The sequence below is a fragment of the Xanthomonas sp. NCPPB 1638 genome (genome assembly GCF_041475635.2).
GTDB lineage: Bacteria > Pseudomonadota > Gammaproteobacteria > Xanthomonadales > Xanthomonadaceae > Xanthomonas > Xanthomonas cucurbitae.
The window spans coordinates 4,081,793-4,102,970 of record NZ_CM192984.1 but is presented as its reverse complement, the minus strand read 5'-3'; the positions used below and the strand labels follow the sequence as shown (position 1 = coordinate 4,102,970).

Here is a 21,178-nt window from a genome sequence, read left to right as displayed (position 1 = left end):
ATTTAGGGGTTTGTAGGTGAGGTGACTTCGGGGGCTTTCGCCAATCCCGAATCCCCAATCCCGAATCCCACGAGCGAAGCGAGCGAGCAATGGCAGGCGGACGCGAAATCAAAACCAAGATCAAGAGCGTGCAGAACACCCGCAAGGTGACGCGCGCGCTCGAAATGGTCTCGGCCTCCAAGATCCGCAAGGCGCAGGACCGCATGAAGACCTCGCGTCCGTATGCGCAGGCGATGAAGCAGGTGATCGGGCATCTGGCGCAGGCCAGCACCGATTTCCAGCATCCGTTCCTGGTCGAGCGCGAGCAGGTCAAGCGGGTCGGCTACATCGTGATCTCTTCCGATCGCGGCCTGGCCGGCGGTCTGAACAACAACCTGTTCCGCAAGATGCTGGGCGAAGTGCGTCCCTGGCAGGACAGCGGCGCCGAGATCGACGTGGTGACCATCGGCCAGAAGGCCTCGGCCTTCTTCCGTCGCGTCAAGGTCAACATGGTCGGCAGCGTGACCCACCTGGGTGACAGCCCGCAGGTCGAGCAGCTGATCGGCGTCATCAAGGTGATGATCGATGCCTTCATCGAAGGCAAGGTGGACCGCGTCTATCTGGTCTACAACCGCTTCGTGAACACCATGACGCAGAAGGCCAGCTTCGACCAGCTGCTGCCGCTGCCGGCCGCCGAGCACAAGGTGGCGCACCACGATTGGGATTACCTGTATGAACCCGATGCCGCGACCGTGCTGGAGCACGTGATGACGCGTTACATCGAGTCGCTGGTGTACCAGGCCGTGCTGGAAAACGTGGCCTCCGAACACGCGGCGCGCATGGTGGCGATGAAGGCCGCCAGCGACAATGCCAACAAGATGATCGGCACCTTGCAACTGGTCTACAACAAGGCGCGCCAGGCGGCGATCACCCAAGAAATTTCGGAAATCGTCAGCGGCGCGGCCGCTGTGTAGCCGGGAATGGAGAATCGGGAAACGGGAATAGGCAAGGCCGTCGGTGCTCTTGATCTTCCCATTCCCCATTCTCGATTCCCCATTCCCGACACCAGAATCGAACAGACATGAGTGGAGTTATCCAAATGAGTCAGGGCAAGATCGTTCAGATCATCGGCGCGGTCGTCGACGTCGAATTCCTGCGCAATGAAGTGCCGAAGGTGTATCACGCGCTCAAGGTCGATGGCACCGAAATCACCCTGGAAGTGCAGCAGCAGCTGGGCGACGGCGTGGTGCGCACGATTGCGCTGGGCTCCACCGACGGCTTGAAGCGCAACCTGGTCGCCACCAACACCGAACGCGCCATCTCGGTGCCGGTCGGTGCTGGCACGCTGGGCCGCATCATGGACGTGCTGGGTCGCCCGATCGACGAGGCCGGCGAGGTGCAGGCATCGGATCATTGGGAAATCCACCGCGGCGCGCCGTCGTATGAAGACCAGTCCTCCAGCACCGAGCTGCTGGAAACCGGCATCAAGGTCATCGACCTGATGTGCCCGTTCGCCAAGGGCGGCAAGGTGGGCCTGTTCGGCGGCGCCGGCGTCGGCAAGACCGTCAACATGATGGAACTCATCAACAACATCGCCAAGGCGCACTCGGGTCTGTCCGTGTTCGCCGGCGTGGGCGAGCGTACCCGCGAGGGCAACGACTTCTACCACGAGATGAAGGATTCCAACGTCCTGGACAAGGTCGCGATGGTGTACGGCCAGATGAACGAGCCGCCGGGCAACCGTCTGCGCGTAGCGCTGACCGGCCTGACCATGGCCGAGTACTTCCGCGACGAGAAGGACGAGAACGGCAAGGGCAAGGACGTGCTGTTGTTCGTGGACAACATCTACCGCTACACGCTGGCCGGTACCGAAGTGTCCGCGTTGCTCGGCCGTATGCCGTCGGCAGTGGGTTACCAGCCGACCCTGGCCGAAGAAATGGGCGTGCTGCAGGAACGCATCACCTCGACCAAGAGCGGTTCGATCACCTCGATCCAGGCCGTGTACGTGCCTGCGGACGACCTGACCGACCCGTCGCCGGCGACCACCTTCGCCCACCTGGACTCCACCGTCACGCTGAGCCGTAACATCGCCTCGCTGGGTATCTACCCGGCGGTGGATCCGCTGGACTCCACCAGCCGCCAGATGGATCCGCTGGTGATCGGCCACGAGCATTACGACACCGCCCAGCGCGTGCAGCAGACCTTGCAGAAGTACAAGGAACTGAAGGACATCATCGCGATTCTGGGCATGGACGAGCTGAGCGAAGAAGACAAGCAGTCGGTGTCGCGCGCACGCAAGATCGAACGCTTCTTCAGCCAGCCCTTCCACGTGGCCGAAGTGTTCACCGGCTCGCCGGGCAAGTACGTCTCGCTGAAGGACACCATTCGCGGCTTCAAGGCGATCTGCGACGGCGAATACGACCACCTGCCGGAGCAGGCGTTCTACATGGTCGGCAGCATCGAAGAAGCCGTCGAGAAAGCCAACAAGATGAGCGCCAAGGCCTGATGCGATCCCAGCCGCTGTGCGGCTGGAATCGGGAATCGGGAATCGGGAATCGTAAAGGCGGGTCGTAGGTGAGTTGGAAGTACGGGATCACGAAGAGTGCGCAGCCAGCCGCTCTTCCCATTCCCGATTCCCGATTCCCAATTCCCCGCCTCACAAAGTGAGGCAGCATGAGCACTATCCGTTGCGACATCGTCAGCGCCGAGAAGGAAATCTTCCACGGTGAGGCGACGCTGGTCGTGGCCACCGGCGAGTTGGGCGAGCTGGGCATCGCGCCCAAGCACGCGCCGCTGATTACCCGCCTGAAGCCGGGCAAGGTGGTGGTGACCACCGCCAGTGGCGAACAGCTGGACTTCGCCATTTCCGGCGGCATCCTGGAAGTGCAGCCGCAGGTGGTGACCATTCTGGTGGACACCGCGGTGCGTGCGCAGGACATCGACGAAGCGGCCGTGCGCAAGGTCAAGGAAGAGGCCGAGCGGCTGCTGGCCAACCGCGGCAACACGGTGGATGTGGCGCAGGCACAGCGTCAGCTGGCCGAGGCAACGGTGCAGCTGCAGGCGCTGGAACGCCTGCGCCGCAACCTCAAGCACTGATCGACTGATCGACTGATCGACCCTTGATGGGCGCGTGATGCGATCCAGCAGTGTTGCCACACGCAGGTGTGGAGTGGAAACGCCGACCGTTGGGTCGGCGTTTTCGTTTATGAAGCCGCGCTTGCGCGGCAAAAAACCTGGTTCTGCGACCAACAGGCACACTGCACGCTCGCACCGTGGTCGATGCCCAGGCGTCACTGCCATGGCCGACCTGTCACTGAGGATGACCGCATGACCCGCTTGGTAGATCGCTTTCGTGGTTACGTACTGACTGGCGCGCTGGCCGCCGCATTGCTGGGCTGTGCCTTGCCGGCACGTAGCCAGCCGTCGCTGGATCCGCTGCTGGACCGCATCGTGCAGCGCAATGCCATCGGCGATGCGGTGGCGTTGAGCAAATGGGACAGCGGCAAGCCAGTGCTGGATCAGACGCGCGAGGCGGCGGTGGTGTCGAGCGTGCGCGATCAGGCCGCGGCGCACGGACTGGAGCCGGACGACGCCGTGCGTTTCTTTACCGCACAGATCGAGGCCAACAAGGCGGTGCAGTACGCGCTGTTGAACCGCTGGCACGAGCGTGGCCGCGCGCCGGATACCGCGCGGCCGGATCTGGCCGCGTTGCGCGCGCGCCTGGATCAGCTGCAAGGCGAGCTGCTGGATGCACTTGCGCAGGCGGCCCCGCAACGGCAGGCGCTCGATTGTCCGTCTGCCACCGCGCGTGCTGCCGCGCGCTATGTGGCGAAATGGCAGCTGGACGCGGTGCACCACGCGGCCCTGGTGCGCAGTCTTGGCGATTTCTGTCAGCCGCCCGCCCAACGCGCCACGCCGGCAGCGGACAGGTAGGCCGCGAAGGGAGCCTCTGCGGCGATCACCTGCCAGCGCGCAGGCAGGTGGCGTTTGGTTGCTGCAGCTAGCGGGGCCTGTGCCACGCGGGTTTGCATCGACAGCCGACCGCACTGACTGCGTCGCCGCCGCAGGCTGACAGGCACAGGCTAGGCTCAGCGATACACCACCTGCCGGCCCAGGAAGAACGACACCACCGCCAGCCCGCCTTCGACCAGCGGTTTGGCGAGCCAGGCCTGACGCAGGCCGACCAGCTCAACGGTGGCCGAGACCAGCCAGGTGCTGATGAGGGTCAATATCAGCCACATCACCGCAAAGCGGCGGAAGCGCTGCCAGCCCAGGCGTGCGCCATCCTGCCGGGCAAAGGTGAAGCGGCCGTTGAGCCAGAAGCCCAGGGCCGCCCCGCCGATGCGGCCGAGCAGGTTGGCGGGCACGGCGGGCAGGCCGGCGGCGGTGCCGGCGATGAAGATGCCGCAATCCACCGCCAGCTGCAGCGCGCCGATCAGGGTGAACTGGCTGCCTTGGCGGAACAGGCTCATGCGTGCGCGGGGAAGCGAAAGGGCGCCCATCCTAACGGTCGCGGCGCTCACGTACCGTTACTGCAATAGGTCGCTTCTGCCCAGGCGGGACGCCTGGTTGCGCAGCGATTAGAATTCGGGCACTTCATGGTTGCCGGAAAGCGTTGATGACTTTGCCTTTGCACGTTGTGATCCTGGCTGCCGGAGAGGGCAAGCGCATGCGCTCGGCGCTGCCCAAGGTGCTGCAGCCGCTGGCGGGCCAGCCGATGCTGGCGCATGTGATCGCCACCGCGCGGCAACTGCAGCCAGCGGCGATCCATGTGGTCTACGGTCATCGCGGCGACCAGGTGCGGGCGGCATTCGCAGCACAAGCCGATCTGCACTGGGCCGAGCAGCATCAGCAGCTGGGCACCGGGCATGCGGTGCAGCAGGCGATGGATGCCATCCCCGACGCGGCGACCGTGCTGGTGCTGTATGGCGATGTGCCGCTGATCCGCAGCCAGAGCCTGCAGGAGCTGCTGCAGGCGCCCGGCCGCATGGCGGTGCTGGTGGCCGAGCTGGCCGATCCCACCGGCTACGGCCGCATCGTGCGCGACCCGGAAGGCAAGGTCGCGGCGATCGTCGAGCAGAAGGATGCCAGCGAGGAGCAACGCCGGCTGCGCACCGTCAACACCGGCATCCTCACCGCCGAATCCACCGCACTGCGCCGCTGGCTGTCCGGTCTGTCCAATCACAATGCGCAGGGCGAGTTCTATCTGACCGACGTCTTCGCCAGCGCCGCCGCCGACTTCACTCCGGCCGACATGGTGCAGGTGGCCGACCCGCAGGACGTGGAGGGCGCCAACGATCCGTGGCAGCTCGCGCAGCTCGAACGCGCGTGGCAGCATCGCGCCGCCCGCACGCTGTGCCTGGAAGGCGTACGCATGGCCGACCCCACGCGCGTGGAGCAGCGCGGCACGGTCCAGGTGGGGCGCGACGTACAACTGGACATCGACGTGATCCTGGAGGGCGAGGTCGTTCTGGGCGATGGCGTGGTGATCGGCCCGTTCGTCCGGCTGCGCGACGTCAATCTCGGTCCCGGCACGCAGGTGCGTGCGCACTGCGACCTGGAAGGCGTGGTAACCGAAGGTGCGGTGCAGATTGGTCCGTTCGCGCGGCTGCGGCCGGGGACGGTGCTCGCCGATGGCGTGCATATCGGCAATTTCGTGGAGACCAAGAAGGTCGCGATGGGCGTGGGCAGCAAGGCCAACCACCTGACCTACCTGGGCGATGCGACGATCGGTAGCAAGGTCAACATCGGTGCCGGCACCATCACCTGCAACTACGATGGCGTGAACAAGTCGCAGACCATCATCGGCGATGGTGCCTTCGTCGGATCCAACAGCGCGCTGGTGGCGCCGGTCGAGATCGGCGCGATGGCCACCATCGGCGCCGGCTCGGTCATCACCCGCGATGCGCCGGTGGGCCAGCTCAGCGTGACGCGTGCGCGGCAGACCGTGGTCGAAGGGTGGAAGCGGCCCAGCAAGAAGTAGGCGGCGCTGCTGGTATTCGCACCGAACGCGTAGGAGCGCACCCGGGCGCGACCGGCGTTACCGGTAATGCCCGTCGCGCCCGGGTGCGCTCCTACGACGTGCGCGGAGCTGCGCCCAACGGCAATAGCAAGGTCACGCACAGCCCGCCGTGTTCGCGGTTATGCAGCGAAAGACGCCCGCCATGCGCTTCGGCGATCTCGCGGGTGAGCGCCAGGCCCAGCCCGGTGCCATTGCGCTTGGTGGAGTAGAACGGCATCAGCGCGTTGTGCAGCACCGCCTCGTTCATGCCGTTGCCGCGATCGAGTACCTCGATACGTAGCCATTGCGGTACCCGCGTGACGCGCAGCGCCACGTCGCTGTTGGGAGGCTGCGCTTCGTCGCAGGCTTCGTGCGCGTTCTTCAGCAGGTTAAGCAGTGCCTGCTCGATCTGCGCGGCGTCGATGCGGCTGCACACCTCGCTCAGGTCGCCTTGCAGGTCGAACGGGATCTGTTGCTGCAGGCGGCCAAGGAAGGGCGCCCACTCGATGGTCTGCAATTGCGGCTGCGGCAGTTTGGCAAAGCGCGCATAGCCGCGGATGAATCCTTCCAGATGCCGGGCGCGTTCTTCGATGGTTTCAAACACCGTACTCAGCCGGTCGGTGCGCTCGCGCCGCAGCAGTTCGGCGCCCGAATGCGCCAATGAGGCGATCGGTGCGAGCGAGTTGTTCAGTTCATGACTGATGACCCGGATCACCTTCTTCCAGGTCTGCACTTCCTGGCGGCGCAATTCGGTGGTCAGGGTGCGGATCAGCAGCAACTCGTGACCACGACCATTGAGATGGAAGCTACGCCGCGACAGGTGGTAGATCTGTTCGTCGTCCTCGTCATCGCCGTCTTCGCGCACCGCAAACAGGCAGTCGCCGCCGCGCGCCAGCGCGTCGCGCAGTTCGCCGGGCATGCGTTCAAGCACGTCGTCCAGGTGCTGGCCTTCTAGCTTGCGTCCGCCGTGCAGCAGTTTGCGCGCCGCATTGTTGGAAAAGCCGATCCGGCGCACGCCGTCGCCGCCGGCGACGACGAGCAGCATCGCCACCGGGGTGTTCTGCAGCATGGTGTCCAGCATCAATTCGCGCTGCACCAGGTCGCGCCGCTGCGCGCGCAGCACATCGCCCAGTTCCGCATGCGCCTGCACCAGTTGCGCCAGTTCGTCGTTGCCGCGCCAGTGCACGCCGAAGTTGTATTCGCCGTCGCGGTAGCTGCTGGTGGTGCCGGCCAGCGCGCGGAACAGCGAGCGCATCGGGGCGGTCGCATGGCTCAGGCTCCACCACATCGCCGTCAGCAGGACCAGCGCCGACAACACCGTCACCTCCCAGCCGCGGTCCAGCCAGTACGCCAGCAGCCAGGGCAGGGCGGCGGCCAGCGCCAGCACCGGCAGCAACCGCAGAAACAGCGAAAACGTGAAGGAGCGCTGGCGCATGCCGATGCTCATTCGCTGCCGATGCCGTAGCGGTCCATGCGCCGGTACAGCGCCTGTCGGCTCAGCCCCAGCTCGGCGGCTGCCTGGGCGATCACGCCCTGCGCGCGTGCCAGTGCCTGCTCGATGCGCGCACGGTCCGGCTCGCTGCCGGCCGGCGCGACGGGGCGTGGCGCGGCGGCGCGCGGCAGGTTGAGATCGCCGATCTCGATGCGCGCGCCTTGCGCCAGCAATCCGGCCCGCTGCAGCACGTTGCGCAGTTCGCGCACATTGCCTGGCCAGGCGTGCCGCTGCAGCGCCTCATGGGCCTGGGTGGACAGTGGCTTGGCGCCGGCAAGAAAGTGCTCGGCCAGCGGCCCGATGTCGCCGGGCCGTTCACCCAGTGCGGGCAAGGCGATCTCCACGGTGTTGAGCCGGTAATACAGATCCTCGCGAAAGCTGCCATCGCGGATCATTGCCGGCAGGTCGGCATTGGTGGCGCTGATGACGCGCACCTTGGCGTGGCGCTCGCGGTTGGAGCCCAGCCGCTCGTAGCGCCCGGTTTCCAGCACGCGCAGCAGCTTCATTTGCCCGGCCAGCGGCAGGTTGCCGATCTCGTCGAGGAACAGCGTGCCGCCGTCGGCGGCTTCGAACTTGCCTTCGCGCGCCTTGTTGGCACCGGTATAGGCACCGGCCTCGGCGCCGAACAACTCCGCTTCGATCAACTCACCCGGCAACGCGCCGCAATTGACCGCGATGAACGGCCCGTGCCTGACTGCGGAGTTGGCCTGAATGATCTCGGCGAGTTTTTCCTTGCCGCTGCCGTTGGGGCCGGTAATCAGCACCGGCAGCTCCGAGCGTGCCACCTGGCAGGCCAGTGCGATGGCACGTTCGCTGGCGGGGTCGGCGAATACCGCGCCGCGCAGGTCGTAGCGCTGGTGCAACTGATCGCGGCCGCGTCGCTCGCGCTCGCGCCGGAGTTCCAGTTCGCGCCGCGCCTCGGACAGTTCCAGCAGGTTGTTGACCGTGGTCAGCAGCTTGGTGTCGTCCCAGGGCTTGGCGATGTAGTCCGCCGCACCGGCCTTGACCAGCCCCACCGCGCTGCCCAGATGGGTCCAGGCGGTGAGCAGGATCACCGGAAGATCCGGGTGGCGCTGGCGGATCTGCGCGAACAAGGCCTCGCCCTCTTCGCCGGAGGTGGTGTCGGCGGTGAAGTTCATGTCCTGGATCACCAGATCGAACGCCCGCTCGTCCAGCAGCGCCAGTCCGGCCTGCGGCGACGACGCGTGCTGCGCTTCGATGTCGTGCAGCGAGAACAGCACCTCCAGCGCGGTGGCCACGGCGGTGTTGTCGTCGATGATGAGGATCTGGGACATGATGGATTGGATCCGGTGGGACGCCATCGTAACGGCTAGTCGTTCGCCGCGGAGCGGTGGGCGTAGCTCAGCACGCGGGTGATCGTCCATTGCCCGTCGTGGACGTGCCAGACCATCACGAAGTCGGCAAGCCCTTCGCACTTGCCGGTCGCTGTATCGCAGAAACGGTGCTGGCCCTGGGAAATCGCGCCGAAGTCACGCACCGGATAGACCTTCAGGGTTTCAGGAATCAGTTCGCGGGTGTAGTGCCCGCAGGCGTGCTCGCGGGTATTGGCGAGCATGGCGTTACGGTTCCAGGTCACTCCGCCGGTGTCGTGGTAGAACTCGACGGCGGGATCAAAGTAGCCGGCGTGCTTCTGCAGCTGCGCAGGATCGGCGCAGCGGTTGAAACTGTCAAAGACCTCGCGGTCCAGGGCGGCGATGGTGGAGCGCAGGTCGGCTCCGGTATTGCCGGCCAGTTCTTCTGCAGATGCCTGGAGACAGAACAGCGACAGGGCAGCGAGCAGGAGACTTCGGATTTTTTGCGGTTTCGAGTTCATGGAAGGCTGGTCTCGTGTAGGGCAAGGGTCTGCCTATGCACTGCGGGTGGCGACTGCGGGCGGCACGGCGGCGGCGCGGCGGGCCGGCCAGAACACCGCCACCTGGCCAAGCAGCCAGAGCAGCAGCGCACCGACCGGCAGGTAGATCGCGGGCAGCCGCGGCAATTCATACCGGGCCATCAGCCAGACGTTGATCGAATAGGCCATGAGCATGCCGAGCACGATCCCGATCGTCGCCAGCAGGAAATTCTCCATCTGGAAATAGCGCAGGATCTGGCTGCGTGTGGCGCCCAGCGCGCGGCGGATGCCGATCTGCTTGGTGCGCTGCTGCACCCAGAAACTGGCCAGGCCGACGATGCCCAGCGCGGTGACGATCAGCAGTGCGATGCAGACCGCCCCAAGCAGCCAGATCATCGCGCGGTCGTCGCGGAAATAGCTGTCGCGGATCTCGGTGTAGGTCTGCTGCTTCAGGACCAGACGGCTGTTGTCCAGCCGCATCAAGGCCGCCACCGCAGCTTGTTGCACCTCTTGCCGGCGTGACGGATCGGAGACACGCAGGATGTACTGGCCCTCGGTGTAGGGGACGCGGATCGGTAGCAGCATCGAGTAGTGCCGCTGTTCCGGCCCATTGACGTTGTTCGGGCGCGCCAGGGTATGCACGATCCCGATCACCCGCATCGGCACGTCGCCGGAGTAGACGGTCTTGCCCAGTGCGCTGTTGCCGGGAAACATCTTGTCTGCGGCGGCCTGCGTCAGCAGGATCGGAAGGCCTTTCTTGAGAACGCTGTCGTCGTTGTCTGCTTTTTCCAGACTGATGTATTCCTCCGGGGTGAAGTCGCGCCCGCCTGTCAGTTGCAGGCCAAGCACCTTCAAGCTGCCTTCGCTGACCAGGTATTGCGCGGCATTGAGCGTGGAGCGCTCCTGCTCCGGGGTCAGGGACAATCCGGTGTTGGACGAATAATTGACGAACGGCATCTGATTGGTGATGGCCGCGTTGCGCACGCCAGGGATGGCGCGCAGCGCCGCCAGGTCTTCCTGGGTACGCACGTCGGCGTTGGTCTGCGTGCCGATGCCGCCCAAGGAGATGCTGAGCAGTTCCTGTTCGGCAACGCCGCTGGCGCGCCCGAGCGTTTCCACGCGGTTGCCGATCAGGAACAGCGAATTGCAGATGATGGCGCAGGCCAGCGCGATCTCCAGCACGATGAGCGCGGCCGCGGTCTTGTGGCGGCGAAGGGTGGAAACGATAGGGCGGATGTCCATGGGACTGACCTTGGAGGGGTGGGCTTGGCCCGCTGCAGCGCCGCGGGCGTGAGGATCAGGACGATTTGAGCTGCAATGCCGGGGCGACCTGGATGGCCCGCCAGGACGGCAACAGGCCGGCGATCAGGCTGGCGGAGACCGCGATCGCGAACGTCAGCACCAGCATGGTGAGATCCAGATGCGCCAATGAGGCGTACTCCACCGGTTGCTGGCGCACCGCCCACAGGCCCAGCCACGCCAGCGCCAACCCGCCGATGCCGCCGGCCAGGCCGATCGTGCCCGCCTCCACCAGGCATTGCGCGAAGATGGCGCGGCGCGATGCACCCAGCGCGCGGCGCACGCCGATCTCCCCACTGCGCCGCAGGAACTTGGCCAGCAGCAGGCCCACCGTGTTGAGCAGGCAGACCAGCAGAAAGCCCATCGCCAGCCACAATTGCAGACGGACATCACCCGGTACGACCTTGTTGTGGTCCAACCACTCCATCACGTTGCGCAAGCGCACGTTGTTGGGGCGGGTGAAACGCCCGGCACTGCGTTGCTGATCGGAATAGTTCTCCAGATACGCTTTGTAATCGCTGGCCTGCCTTGCGTTCTCCAGCTCCACCCAATACTGCACCCAACTGCAGGGGGCATTGAGGGCGGTGGTATCGCCGCCTTCGGCCTTGCCATTGCAGTTGGTTCCGCCCTCATGGCTCATTTTCAGCTCGATCGCCGTACTGAAGGGCACGTAGAGCTGTTCGTCCGAGCCGTAGGTGCTGGTGATGTCGTAGAAACGCGGAGCGGCCTCCCATGTATCGAGTACGCCGACAATGCGGAAGGTGTGCTTATCCACGCGCAGCTCGCGCCCGACGCTGTTGCCACCATCGAACAGTTTGTCGTTCAGCGCCTTGCCGATCACCGCAACGCGCTCGTGCCGCTCGTCGCTGGCGCTCGACCATCCCTGTCCCTGCAGGAACGGCGTGTCGAACATCGGGAAGAAATCGGCCGAGGTGAAGCGCGTCTTCATCTTGAAGGGAGTGATTGCGCCGTTCTGCGGTTCGATCGCCACATTGCCGCCGGTCATCATGGCCTGGCGCTTGGCACGCTTCTCGCGCAGCAGCGCTTCGGCGTCGAAGCGGGTGGACTGGTAATCCGGCTCCTCCCCAGGCTGATAACCGGCCTTCGGTTGTGCATCCACCTGCACATAGAACAGGCGATCGCTCTTCTGCGGGATCGGATCGCCCGACAACACATGGAACACCGTCAAGGTGGTCATGCTGGCGCCGATGCCCAGCGCGATGGCCAGCACCATCAGCGCGGTGAGTACCTTGTTGCGGCGGAAGCTGCGCAGCGCCAGGGTGAAGTAGTAACCGAACATGGGCGCTCTCCTCAGTCGGCCTGGGTGGGTGCAAGATCGCGCGCACGCATCAGGCTGGGATTACGCTCCAGATCGGTGGCCTGGCCATCGACGATATGCACGTTGCGCTGCGCGCGCGCGGCCAGTTCCGGGTCGTGGGTGACCATGACGATGGTGGTGCCCTGGCTGTTGATCTCTTCCAGCAGTTCCATCACCCCGCGCGCCATCTGCGAGTCGAGGTTGCCGGTGGGTTCGTCGGCCAGCAGCAGGCGCGGACTGCCGGCCAGTGCGCGGGCGATGGCGGCGCGCTGCTGCTGGCCGCCGGACAGTTCGGTGGGGTAGTGCTTCAGGCGCGACCCCAGTCCGACCTTGGTCAGGGCCTCTTCGATGCGCTGCTTGCGCTCGGCGGCGGGCATGCCACGGTAGCGCAACGGCACATCGACGTTGTCGAACAGGTTGAGGTCCGGGATCAGGTTGAAGCCCTGGAAGATGAAGCCGATCTTGCGGTTGCGCAGCCGCGAGCGCGCGTCGTCGGACAGGTGGCTGACGTCTTCGCCATCGAGCAGGTATTGCCCGCTGGTGAAGGTTTCCAGCAGGCCGGCCAGGTTGAGGAAGGTCGTCTTGCCCGAGCCGGAGGGCCCGGTCACCGCCACGAACTCGCCTTCGCGCACATGCAGGTCCAGCGACCGCAGCGCGTGGGTTTCCACCTGTTCGGTGCGGAAGACCTTGGAGACCGCTTGCATCTTGAGCATTGCCGATTCCTTTGCGAAAGGTGAGGTGTGAAAGAGGATCAGTGGACGGTGACGCGCGGTGCGTCGCCAAAGTTGTCTGCGCCGGAGACCACCACGCGGTCGCCTGCCTGCAGGCCGGACAGCACCTGCACTTCGCCAAGGCTGCTGACACCGAGCTTGACCGGGCGGCGCGCGGCGGTGGTGCCATCCATCACGTAGGCGTAGCGGCCTCCGGATTGTTCGACGAAGGGGCCGCGTTCGACCTTGAGCACGTTGCGGCGGGTATCCATCAGCACACGCGCGCTCATGCGCTGGCTCTGGCGCAGGCCGGGCGGTTGTTTGTCGGTGAAGCGGATGCGTGCGGTGACTTCGCCGTTGACCACCTCCGGCGACACCGCCGAGATGGCGCCGGGGAACGGCTCGCCGTTGCCGCTGGTGAGCTGGGCCGGCATGCCGATCGCCAGATCACGCGCGAAGCTTTCCGGCACCTTGATCTCGACCTCGAACTTGGACAGGTCCACCACGCCCAGGATCGGCGCGTTCGCTGCCACCTGGGTGTGCTGCACGGCCTGCACCTGGCCCACCTGTCCATCGAACGGCGACAGCAGGGTGAGCGCGTCCACCTGGCGCTGCACCTCGGCCACCACCGCGCGCTGGCGGTCTGCCAGCAGGCGCTTGTTGCGCGAGTCCAGGTCCGCGCCCTGGCTCTTCAAGGCCGCATCGCGCTGGGCGTGCTGCAGATCGATATCGGTCTTCTTCAAGGTGTCCTGGGCCTTGGCCAGGTCCACCTGCGGCACCGCGCCACCGTCAAAGCCGCGCTGGTAGCGTTCCAGGTCGCGCACGGCGGCCTGCTTGTCGATCCTGGCCTGGTCGGTGAGCTTGCTGGCGTTGGCACGGGCCAGCGTGGCATCCAGCGCGGCGCGGCTGGATTCGGCCTCCAGCCCGGCCAGGGTGGCTTGCTCCTGTGCCAGCTTGCTGCGCAGCTCGGGGCTGTCGATGCGCGCCAGCTCCTGGCCCTGCCTGACCACGTCGCCGGCCACCACGCTCAGCGTCACCGTGCCGGCGGAGATGGCGTACAGCACCGGGCTATTGGCGGCGATCACCCGGCCATCGGCGGCGATGTCGCGGACCAGCTCGCCCTGGGTGACAATGGCAATGCGCACCCGGTTGGCATCGAAGGAGCGGCTGCCCGCGCTCCAGGCGCTGACTGCCCAGCCGACGCCGGCCAGCACCGCGATCGCAGCCACCCCGGGCCACAGCCAGCGACGCCACGGCGCAGCTTGGGCGGGTGTGCGGATGACCTGGTCCTGGGCGGAAGTGTCACGAATCATGGCGGGCGTGCTCGATGGCGTCACAGAGGACAAAGCAGGCGTCGTGCCAACTCCCAAGTATTTGAAATACATAGAGTTAATGGCGGGTTTGCAAGTGTCCGCAGTGTCCGCGGACACTCGGGCGGACACGCTGTCCGGCTGCGGTCATGCAGTGGACAACAGCGGACACGCTAAAATGCCGATCTTCTTTCCTCATGAGCTGTCCCTATGTGTGGCATTGTCGGAGCGATCGCCGGGCGCGATGTGGTACCGGTCCTGATCGAAGGACTCAAGCGACTGGAGTACCGCGGCTATGACTCCTCCGGTATCGCGGTGCTCGATGGCGACCAGCTTCGCCGGGTGCGCCGCACCGGGCGGGTGGCCGAAATGGCCCAGGCCGCACACGCCGAGCAGTTCGAGGCAATGCTCGGCATCGGCCATACCCGCTGGGCCACGCATGGCGGCGTGACCGAAGCCAATGCGCACCCGCACATCAGCGACGGCATCGCGCTGGTGCACAACGGCATCATCGAAAACCACGAAGAACAGCGTGAAAAGCTGCGTGCGCTCGGCTACACCTTCGAGTCGCAGACCGATACCGAAGTCATCGCCCACCTCATCCACCACCACCTGGGCGATGCCGGCAACCTGCTGGCCGCCTTGCAGCGTACCGTCAAGGAACTCACCGGCGCCTATGCGCTGGCGGTGATGAGCCAGGCCGAGCCGGAACGCTTCGTCTGCGCGCGCATGGGCTGCCCGTTGCTGATCGGCGTGGGCGAGGGCGAGACCTTCGTCGCCTCCGACGTCTCGGCGATCGTGCAGGCCACCCGCCAGGTGATCTTCCTGGAAGAGGGCGACACCGCCGAGCTGCGCCGCGATGGCGTGCGTATCTTCGATGGCGACAACGCACCGGTCGAGCGCCCGCTGCATCTGTCGGATGTGTCGCTGGCCTCGCTGGAGCTCGGCCCGTTCCGCCATTTCATGCAGAAGGAAATCCACGAACAGCCGCGTGCGCTGGCCGATACCATCGAGGCGGCGATCGATGCGAAGGGATTCCCGGCATCGCTGTTCGGTCCCAACGCAGAAGCGGTATTGCGCGACATCGACGGCGTGCAGATCCTGGCCTGCGGCACCAGCTACTACGCCGGCATGACGGCACGCTACTGGATCGAAGCCATCGCCGGGTTGCCGTGCAGCGTGGAGATTGCCAGCGAATACCGCTACCGCGCCGCGCATGCCAACCTCAGGCACCTGATCGTCACCATCTCCCAGTCCGGCGAAACGCTGGACACGATGGAAGCGCTGAAATACGCCAAATCGCTGGGGCACCTGCATACGCTATCGATCTGCAACGTGCCCGAGAGCGCGATCCCGCGTGCCAGCGAGCTGGTGTGCTACACGCGTGCCGGCGCCGAGATCGGCGTGGCCTCGACCAAGGCCTTCACCACGCAATTGGCGGTGCTGTTCCAGCTCACCATGGTGCTGGGCAAGCTGCAGGGCCGCATCAACGAAGCCGAAGAAGCCGAGTACCTGGAGCAGCTGCGCTTCTTGCCCGGCAGCGTACAGCACGCCTTGAGCCTGGAGCCGCAGATCGTGGCCTGGGCCGAGCGATTCTCTGCGAAGGAAAACGCCTTGTTCCTGGGGCGTGGTCTGCATTATCCGATCGCGCTGGAAGGTGCGCTCAAGCTCAAGGAAATCTCCTATATCCATGCCGAAGCCTATCCAGCCGGCGAGTTGAAGCACGGCCCGCTGGCGCTGGTGGACGCGGCCATGCCGGTGGTGGTGATCGCGCCCAACGACCGCTTGCTGGAGAAGGTCAAATCCAACATGCAGGAAGTGCGCGCGCGCGGCGGCGAACTATTCGTGTTCGCCGACCAGGACAGCCACTTCAGCGAGTCCGAAGGCGTGCATGTGATCCGCACGCCACGCCATGCCGGCGTGCTGTCGCCGGTGATCCACACCATCCCGGTACAGCTGCTGGCCTACCACACCGCGCTGGCGCGAGGCACCGACGTGGACAAGCCGCGCAACCTGGCCAAGTCCGTCACGGTGGAATGACGCGGCCATCCATGCCAGCCGCGGTCGACCAGGGCGGCGGCATGGCAGGCCGTGCTGTCTGCGGTGGCGGCGAAGTGCCGGCATCGACGTCTGAACGATCAAGGAGTGCGTCATGCAGGAATCGAAGACCGGCCATGGCCAGGACACCCCCTCGCTGGCGACCCTGGTCCTGCGGTTGCAGCGCTATCGACGCCTTTGCGCCTACGCGCTCATCGCATCCGCGCTGCTGCTCACGCTGGCCTACATGGTGTGTATCTGGTCGTTTTTCCTGCCGCACGACCTGCGCAATCCGAGAGCCATCCAGTTCCTGACATCGGAGAGTTTCCAGGCCACGACCGCACCGATGTTCGAGCGGCTCAAGCGCTACAACGCGGCGTCGGCGTCGGCGTCGGCGGCTGGCGCGGCGGATCTGCCGTCGGACCTGCACGACCTGTATGCCAGCAGCGGATCGAGCGACGGGCTGATCGTTGTCGTCTATTATCGATTGATGCGTGCACCGGAGATGACGGGCGCAGGCCACGCCGCACCGGCACGGTATCGCTACGTACCGCATGTCGCGATCAGGCTCGATCCGCTGTATCTGGTCGGTTATCTGGTGCTGATGATCGGCCTGTGCCTGTGTCTGCACGCGGTGATCCGGAAGCCACCCGATGCGCAGCGACGCTTCGAGGAGCAGGTGCTCGAACACACCTATTCTCTCGTGGTGCTGCCTCCCTGCGCCGGCGCGGAGACTGGCGTGGCGGCGCTGTTGCCATTGCTTCGGCGCTTCCATGTCTTCGTCCAGCAACTCGGGATCAGGCACGCATCGCGGCCTGCGATGGCCTTCGCCGATGAGTACGACGTGCAGGACGCCCTGCACGCGCTGTTGAAGGTGCATTACCCGTACCTGCATCCGGAGGAATACACGCCGAGCTATGCCGGCAACCACTCGCGTATCGACTTCCTGCTGGCCGAGGAGCAGATCGCCATCGAAGTGAAGATGACCCGCGCTGGCCTACGCGATCGCGAGATCACCAACGAGCTGAGCATCGACATCGTGCGCTATTCCAATAACCCCCGGTGCCGGCACCTTGTATGCCTGATCTACGATCCGTCGCGGCTGCTCGTCAACGCGGACCTGCTCAAGAGGGATCTGGAGGACAGCCAGGCCGGCATCGGCGTCAGCGTCGTGATCATCCCCACGGCTTGAGCACGGCGGGGCGCGATCGGTGCCGGCCGCCTGGCACTCGTCCATGCGCAGTGCCAGTCCGCTGGCCCGGTTCCTGCATAAGCTCCTGGCGAGGGTCCACACCACGCAGGGGGACATATGCACGAGTCTTTCAAGCAGGGCGCGCCGGCCGAGTTGTGGCAGGCGTTGGTGCGCGAGGCGGGGCAGCGGACCGCGCGTCCGCTGGACGAATCGCGCGAGCAGTATCTGGTGTTCGTGCTGTTGCGCTTCCAGCGCGATGCGCATCTGCTCTCGCGCACCCAGGCCTTGGCCTGGCTGCATGCGCAGGAGCAGGTGGGCAGCGTGCGCGCCGACCTGTTGCGCGATGTCGGCGATGGCTGCCTGCTGATTGCCGGGCTGTTCCCCGGCGTGGCGCAGCGCCGCCGTCTCAGCGTGGACTACTTCATCGACCTGGGGCGCGGCGCCTATGCCGGGGTGGCCGACACGCGCTGCAGCGATGCCGGCCTGTTCGCACAACTGGCCGATGGCTATCGCGAGTTGGTGCATACCCTGGCCGCACTGCGCACGCCGCGTCAGTGGCAGTGCGCGAGCAGCGGGATCCTGCATGCCTGATCCATAAGCCCGGCACGGGGGACGTCCCGACAGCGCGGTGGGGACCGTCCCGACTGCCAAAACACCAGCAGCGGCCCACACTATCCCGGCAGACTTGATCCGCCGGGCGACGCTGCAGTGTTCCGGATGGGTCGATCCTGTGCCAGCGACCGCCGCACAGCCTGTGCGGTGATGTCTTGCCGCACTGCGTGGGGGCGCGCAGTGCGGCACTTATTCCATGGGAAGGACACGATGCGGATCTGTATTTTGGCCGGGCTGCTCGCCGCAGCCGGCGTGGCGACGGCGCAGGGCATTCCGCCCGGTTACGCCGGTCAGGGCGGGATGACGCTGCACGAGATCGATCCTGCGATCTATGCCTACCATTACGACCACGGTTTCGTCGGCGAAGACGCCATGGGGCAGGACCCGGCCTTGCAATTCGCCTGGTCGCGCATCGCCGCGACCAACGTGTGTGCGCAGCAGCCGGTGTCCGAGGCGGTGATCGCCAAGTTGGTCGAACAGTACGGCCAGTCGGCCGCCGTGCACCAGGTCAACGGCATCGGGTTTCATGAGACGCAGATGCGTGCGGCCAGCAGCTTCTGTACGCCAACGCGCAGCGCCGAGGCGAGCGCCGTGCTACCGGCGTTCGTCGGTGGTGATTTTTCGGCCGCAACGGCGTATGCGGCAGCGGCTGCAGCCGGGACCCTGGTCGTGGCAGAGCAGGCGCCAGCGCCTGCGTCCGCCACCGACGGCACCGATGCGGCGATCGCTTCCTCGGCGGATTGGGCGTTGCAGCTGCCGTTGAGCGCACAGCTGAACCTGGGCGCGGACGGCCTGCCCAATGGCGACGACATGTTGCGCGTGGTGCGGCGCGGCCATACCGGCGCCTCTGTCGGATTGCAGGTTGCAGCCAGTCTGTTCGCGCGTGGCCTGGTGGCGTCGAGCTTCAGCAAGGACCAACTGAGGGGCGAGAAGATCAAGGACATCGGCAATCCCGGTTATGTCCTGCAGCGCGATGCGGTCAACGGACAGCTGAAGCGCTATTTCGCCGGGCATCCGGGCGCGATTCCAGTCGATCCCTTCCCGTTGCAGGTGGTCATGTCCGACTGGGCGCTGATCTATCAGAGCCTGTCCGACGCCAACTCGCCCTATGAGCTGCGCTACAGCGTGACCATCGGTGGAGAACGCACCGGTTTGCTCAGGCGCAAGGCGAGCCGGGTGCACATGGCGTGCGTGCCAACCCCGCGCACCGCGTCGTTGCAGGAGTGGGAGGCCGACAACTACGCCCTGGTCAAGCAGGCGGCGCAGGCCTATACGGACGAGTGCGCGGCCAGGTTCGCAGACGGCCTGCCGCAATGGTTTCCCGATACCGCGGCGGTGGCGGCGTCCAACTGAAGCAGTGGCGGCGTGCCGCCACCGTCAGCAGGACCGGGCCGGACGTCGGTAACGTCTGGCCCGGTCCTGCATCGCCGGAGCGTCCGGTCAGATCACCGGCTGTGACGGATTGCGTTGGGGATCGTGCTGGTGTTGCGGCTGTTGCGAAGGCTGCTGCGCCTGGGCTTCCTGTCGCAGCGCAGTGCTGCTGTGTTCCAGTGAGCGCTCCGACGCGGCTGCCTTGTCGGCATAGATGCGTTGATGCGCGGGATCGTTGGGTTGCCCCTGCACGGCAAACAGCCCGCTGCCGTCCTTGTTCTGCACCACCATGTCGATGCGCTGCATGCCGCCCACCTTGGCTTCGAACGCCAGTGCGCCCGCTGCATTTTCCAGTGCGCGCCGGTTGGGAAACGCCTGCGGACCCAGTTGCTCCAGCTTGCCGACCGCCTGGGTGTACAGCGGATGGTCGGGATTGGTCTTTTCCGACAGCAAGGGCGCCTTGTCGGCCTGCTTGAGCGCATTGAAGGTATCGCGGCCGACGATGCCGTCGTCCTGCAGGCCGTGCGCGCGCTGGAACGCCTTGACCGCTTCGCCGGTGCGGGAACCATACGCGCCATCGGCCTGCAAGGCATTGCCGTTCGCATCGCGGTAGCCGAGCAGCTGCAAGGTGTGCTGCAGCTTCTGGACCTCGGGGCCGTGCGCGTCCTCGCGCAGCACACCGGGGGTGCCCGCGCCAGCCTGCGCAGCTGCGGGCCGGTGCGTGTCGCTGCCCTGCGACTGCTGCCTGTCGTGGCTGCGGTCCTGCAGCAGTTCGCGTGCCTCGGCGAGCGGGTCGCTGGCGAAGAGCTTGACGCCCCGGGCGTGCTTGCGTTCCAGGTAGGTCTCCAGCGAGCTGAGTTCGACACCCTCGCCGCCGCGCGACTGGCTGATCTTCAGCTCACCATCCTTGGGGTCGCGCACCACCATGGTGATGTGGTCGATGCCCTTGTAGCGGCCGGCATCCCAACTCTTGGCACCGTTGTCCTCGCCGATAATCATGCCTTCCTTGAGCTTGTCGGCGGTGACCTCGTTGCCCTGTATCAGCACGCCGGAGCGCTGCTCGGCCTTGCGCAGCAATTCGGAGGCGCTATCGAAGCCCGGGCTGAACTTGTCGGCCTTGCTGAAAATCGCCCTGCCCGCGCCACGGTTGATCTCGTCCATGGTGGCGTTCTGCATCTCGACCACCCAGCCCGAGCAATCGACCCTGCCCTGGTCCGGATCCTTGGCGCCAAGGCCGTATTTCACATGGTCGTATTTGTTCGTCAGCGCGTAGGCCGCACCCAGGGCGATGGGCTGCGTGCCCGCCGGCGTGGGCGCTGCCGGTTGTGCTGCCGATTGCGCAGGCGTTGCCTGGCTAGGCGACGGGGCCTGCGGTTGCCCGGTCAGCGGCTGGATGCCTTTTTCTGGAAGATGGATGCGGTCCATCTTCGTATCCCAGTACTGGATGAAGGTCTGCGCCATGCCCTTGTCGGACATGGCCCTGAACGTGGCCGCATCCACGCCGGTCAAGGACTGCAGCTCTTTTCCACCGATGTTGTTGAGGATGTTGGCGCGCGTGCCGTCGAGACTGAAGGACCCGGTGGCGATCGCGGCCTGGATGGAGCGATAGCCACCGGCTCCCTGCTGATGGGCCATGTACATGTCCAGGCCATCGGGTTCGGGCTTGCCCGACAGGTAGGGCCGGCCATCGCGTTCGTGCCGGTCCACCAGCGAGTTACGATTATTCAGGTAGAGGCGGGCTGCCGCATCGGTGTTGGCCACCGCATCCAGTTCGCGTCCTGAAATACCGTACTCGGCAGCAGTTGGCGGCGTGAACTGGAACAAGCCCTTGGCGCCGTTCGGGCCACGGCTTGCCAGCTCGTTGAAACTGCCGCCGGTTTCCGCGTAGGCGAATCGAAAGAAGTCGTCGCGCGGAATATTCCGCTCCTGCGCTTCACGTTCGATAATGTCGAGCACTTCGGCTCGTGAGTAATTGGTCGGCATCGCTCATCATCCTTTCATTGAG

Annotated in this window: 18 protein-coding genes; 9 read left to right on the top strand and 9 right to left on the bottom strand. The window is 65.6% G+C overall.

The window, feature by feature from the left end:
- Positions 1–89 precede the first annotated feature (89 nt).
- The 4 genes from atpG (at position 90) to ACCQ13_RS17710 (ending at position 3,912) form a co-directional block, all read left to right on the top strand.
- Entirely contained in the window at positions 90–953 is an 864-nt protein-coding gene (atpG, locus tag ACCQ13_RS17725) for a F0F1 ATP synthase subunit gamma (protein WP_159407672.1), read from the top strand.
- 125 nt (positions 954–1,078) lie between these two features.
- Positions 1,079–2,485, top strand: coding sequence for a F0F1 ATP synthase subunit beta (gene atpD / locus ACCQ13_RS17720; RefSeq protein ID WP_159408033.1), 1,407 nt, complete (start codon positions 1,079–1,081; stop codon positions 2,483–2,485).
- A gap of 167 nt (positions 2,486–2,652) precedes the next feature.
- Positions 2,653–3,075 carry a F0F1 ATP synthase subunit epsilon gene (locus ACCQ13_RS17715; protein WP_104602885.1) on the top strand — a complete coding sequence of 141 codons (423 nt, stop codon included), beginning with the start codon at positions 2,653–2,655 and terminating at the stop codon, positions 3,073–3,075.
- Between the two features lie 231 nt (positions 3,076–3,306).
- Entirely contained in the window at positions 3,307–3,912 is a 606-nt protein-coding gene (locus ACCQ13_RS17710; protein ID WP_159407671.1) for a chorismate mutase, read from the top strand.
- A 155-nt stretch (positions 3,913–4,067) separates the two neighbouring features.
- Here ACCQ13_RS17710 and ACCQ13_RS17705 read toward each other — a convergent pair whose 3' ends face one another.
- Positions 4,068–4,451: a GtrA family protein gene (locus ACCQ13_RS17705; protein ID WP_167526958.1), complete on the bottom strand. Its 384-nt coding sequence runs from the start codon at positions 4,449–4,451 to the stop codon at positions 4,068–4,070.
- A 146-nt stretch (positions 4,452–4,597) separates the two neighbouring features.
- Between ACCQ13_RS17705 and glmU the strand changes: the two genes are divergently transcribed.
- Positions 4,598–5,962, top strand: a complete 1,365-nt coding sequence (gene glmU, locus ACCQ13_RS17700; protein WP_159407670.1) for a bifunctional UDP-N-acetylglucosamine diphosphorylase/glucosamine-1-phosphate N-acetyltransferase GlmU — start codon at positions 4,598–4,600, stop codon at positions 5,960–5,962.
- Between the two features lie 91 nt (positions 5,963–6,053).
- Here the strand turns inward: glmU and ACCQ13_RS17695 are convergent, their stop codons facing one another.
- Genes ACCQ13_RS17695 through ACCQ13_RS17665 form a run of 7 tightly spaced genes read right to left on the bottom strand, consistent with a single transcriptional unit; the run spans position 6,054 to position 13,964 of the window.
- Positions 6,054–7,415 carry a sensor histidine kinase gene (locus tag ACCQ13_RS17695; protein WP_159407669.1) on the bottom strand — a complete coding sequence of 454 codons (1,362 nt, stop codon included), beginning with the start codon at positions 7,413–7,415 and terminating at the stop codon, positions 6,054–6,056.
- An 8-nt stretch (positions 7,416–7,423) separates the two neighbouring features.
- Positions 7,424–8,767, bottom strand: a complete 1,344-nt coding sequence (locus tag ACCQ13_RS17690; RefSeq protein ID WP_159407668.1) for a sigma-54-dependent transcriptional regulator — start codon at positions 8,765–8,767, stop codon at positions 7,424–7,426.
- A 35-nt stretch (positions 8,768–8,802) separates the two neighbouring features.
- Complete coding sequence (locus ACCQ13_RS17685) at positions 8,803–9,306, bottom strand: nuclear transport factor 2 family protein (RefSeq protein WP_159407667.1); 504 nt, start codon at positions 9,304–9,306, stop codon at positions 8,803–8,805.
- Positions 9,307–9,339: 33 nt separating this feature from the next.
- Positions 9,340–10,566: an ABC transporter permease gene (locus tag ACCQ13_RS17680; protein WP_104602891.1), complete on the bottom strand. Its 1,227-nt coding sequence runs from the start codon at positions 10,564–10,566 to the stop codon at positions 9,340–9,342.
- 55 nt (positions 10,567–10,621) lie between these two features.
- Positions 10,622–11,923, bottom strand: a complete 1,302-nt coding sequence (locus ACCQ13_RS17675) for an ABC transporter permease (RefSeq protein ID WP_159407666.1) — start codon at positions 11,921–11,923, stop codon at positions 10,622–10,624.
- Between the two features lie 11 nt (positions 11,924–11,934).
- A complete protein-coding gene (locus ACCQ13_RS17670) occupies positions 11,935–12,654 on the bottom strand; it encodes an ABC transporter ATP-binding protein (RefSeq protein WP_159407665.1) in 720 nt (239 codons plus the stop codon).
- 38 nt (positions 12,655–12,692) lie between these two features.
- Positions 12,693–13,964 (bottom strand): efflux RND transporter periplasmic adaptor subunit, encoded by a 1,272-nt coding sequence (locus ACCQ13_RS17665; protein ID WP_159407664.1) that lies wholly within the window; start codon positions 13,962–13,964, stop codon positions 12,693–12,695.
- A 207-nt stretch (positions 13,965–14,171) separates the two neighbouring features.
- Here ACCQ13_RS17665 and glmS point away from each other — a divergent pair, with 207 nt between their 5' ends.
- From glmS to ACCQ13_RS17645, 4 genes are all read left to right on the top strand, one after another.
- Positions 14,172–16,001: a glutamine--fructose-6-phosphate transaminase (isomerizing) gene (gene glmS, locus ACCQ13_RS17660; RefSeq protein WP_159407663.1), complete on the top strand. Its 1,830-nt coding sequence runs from the start codon at positions 14,172–14,174 to the stop codon at positions 15,999–16,001.
- A gap of 112 nt (positions 16,002–16,113) precedes the next feature.
- Positions 16,114–17,190: a PD-(D/E)XK nuclease domain-containing protein gene (locus tag ACCQ13_RS17655; RefSeq protein ID WP_159407662.1), complete on the top strand. Its 1,077-nt coding sequence runs from the start codon at positions 16,114–16,116 to the stop codon at positions 17,188–17,190.
- A 117-nt stretch (positions 17,191–17,307) separates the two neighbouring features.
- A complete protein-coding gene (locus ACCQ13_RS17650; RefSeq protein WP_104602897.1) occupies positions 17,308–17,781 on the top strand; it encodes a hypothetical protein in 474 nt (157 codons plus the stop codon).
- A 231-nt stretch (positions 17,782–18,012) separates the two neighbouring features.
- Positions 18,013–19,155, top strand: coding sequence for a hypothetical protein (locus ACCQ13_RS17645; protein ID WP_159407661.1), 1,143 nt, complete (start codon positions 18,013–18,015; stop codon positions 19,153–19,155).
- An 87-nt stretch (positions 19,156–19,242) separates the two neighbouring features.
- Here the strand turns inward: ACCQ13_RS17645 and ACCQ13_RS17640 are convergent, their stop codons facing one another.
- A complete protein-coding gene (locus tag ACCQ13_RS17640; protein WP_159408032.1) occupies positions 19,243–21,129 on the bottom strand; it encodes a peptidoglycan-binding protein in 1,887 nt (628 codons plus the stop codon).
- Positions 21,130–21,178 lie beyond the last annotated feature (49 nt).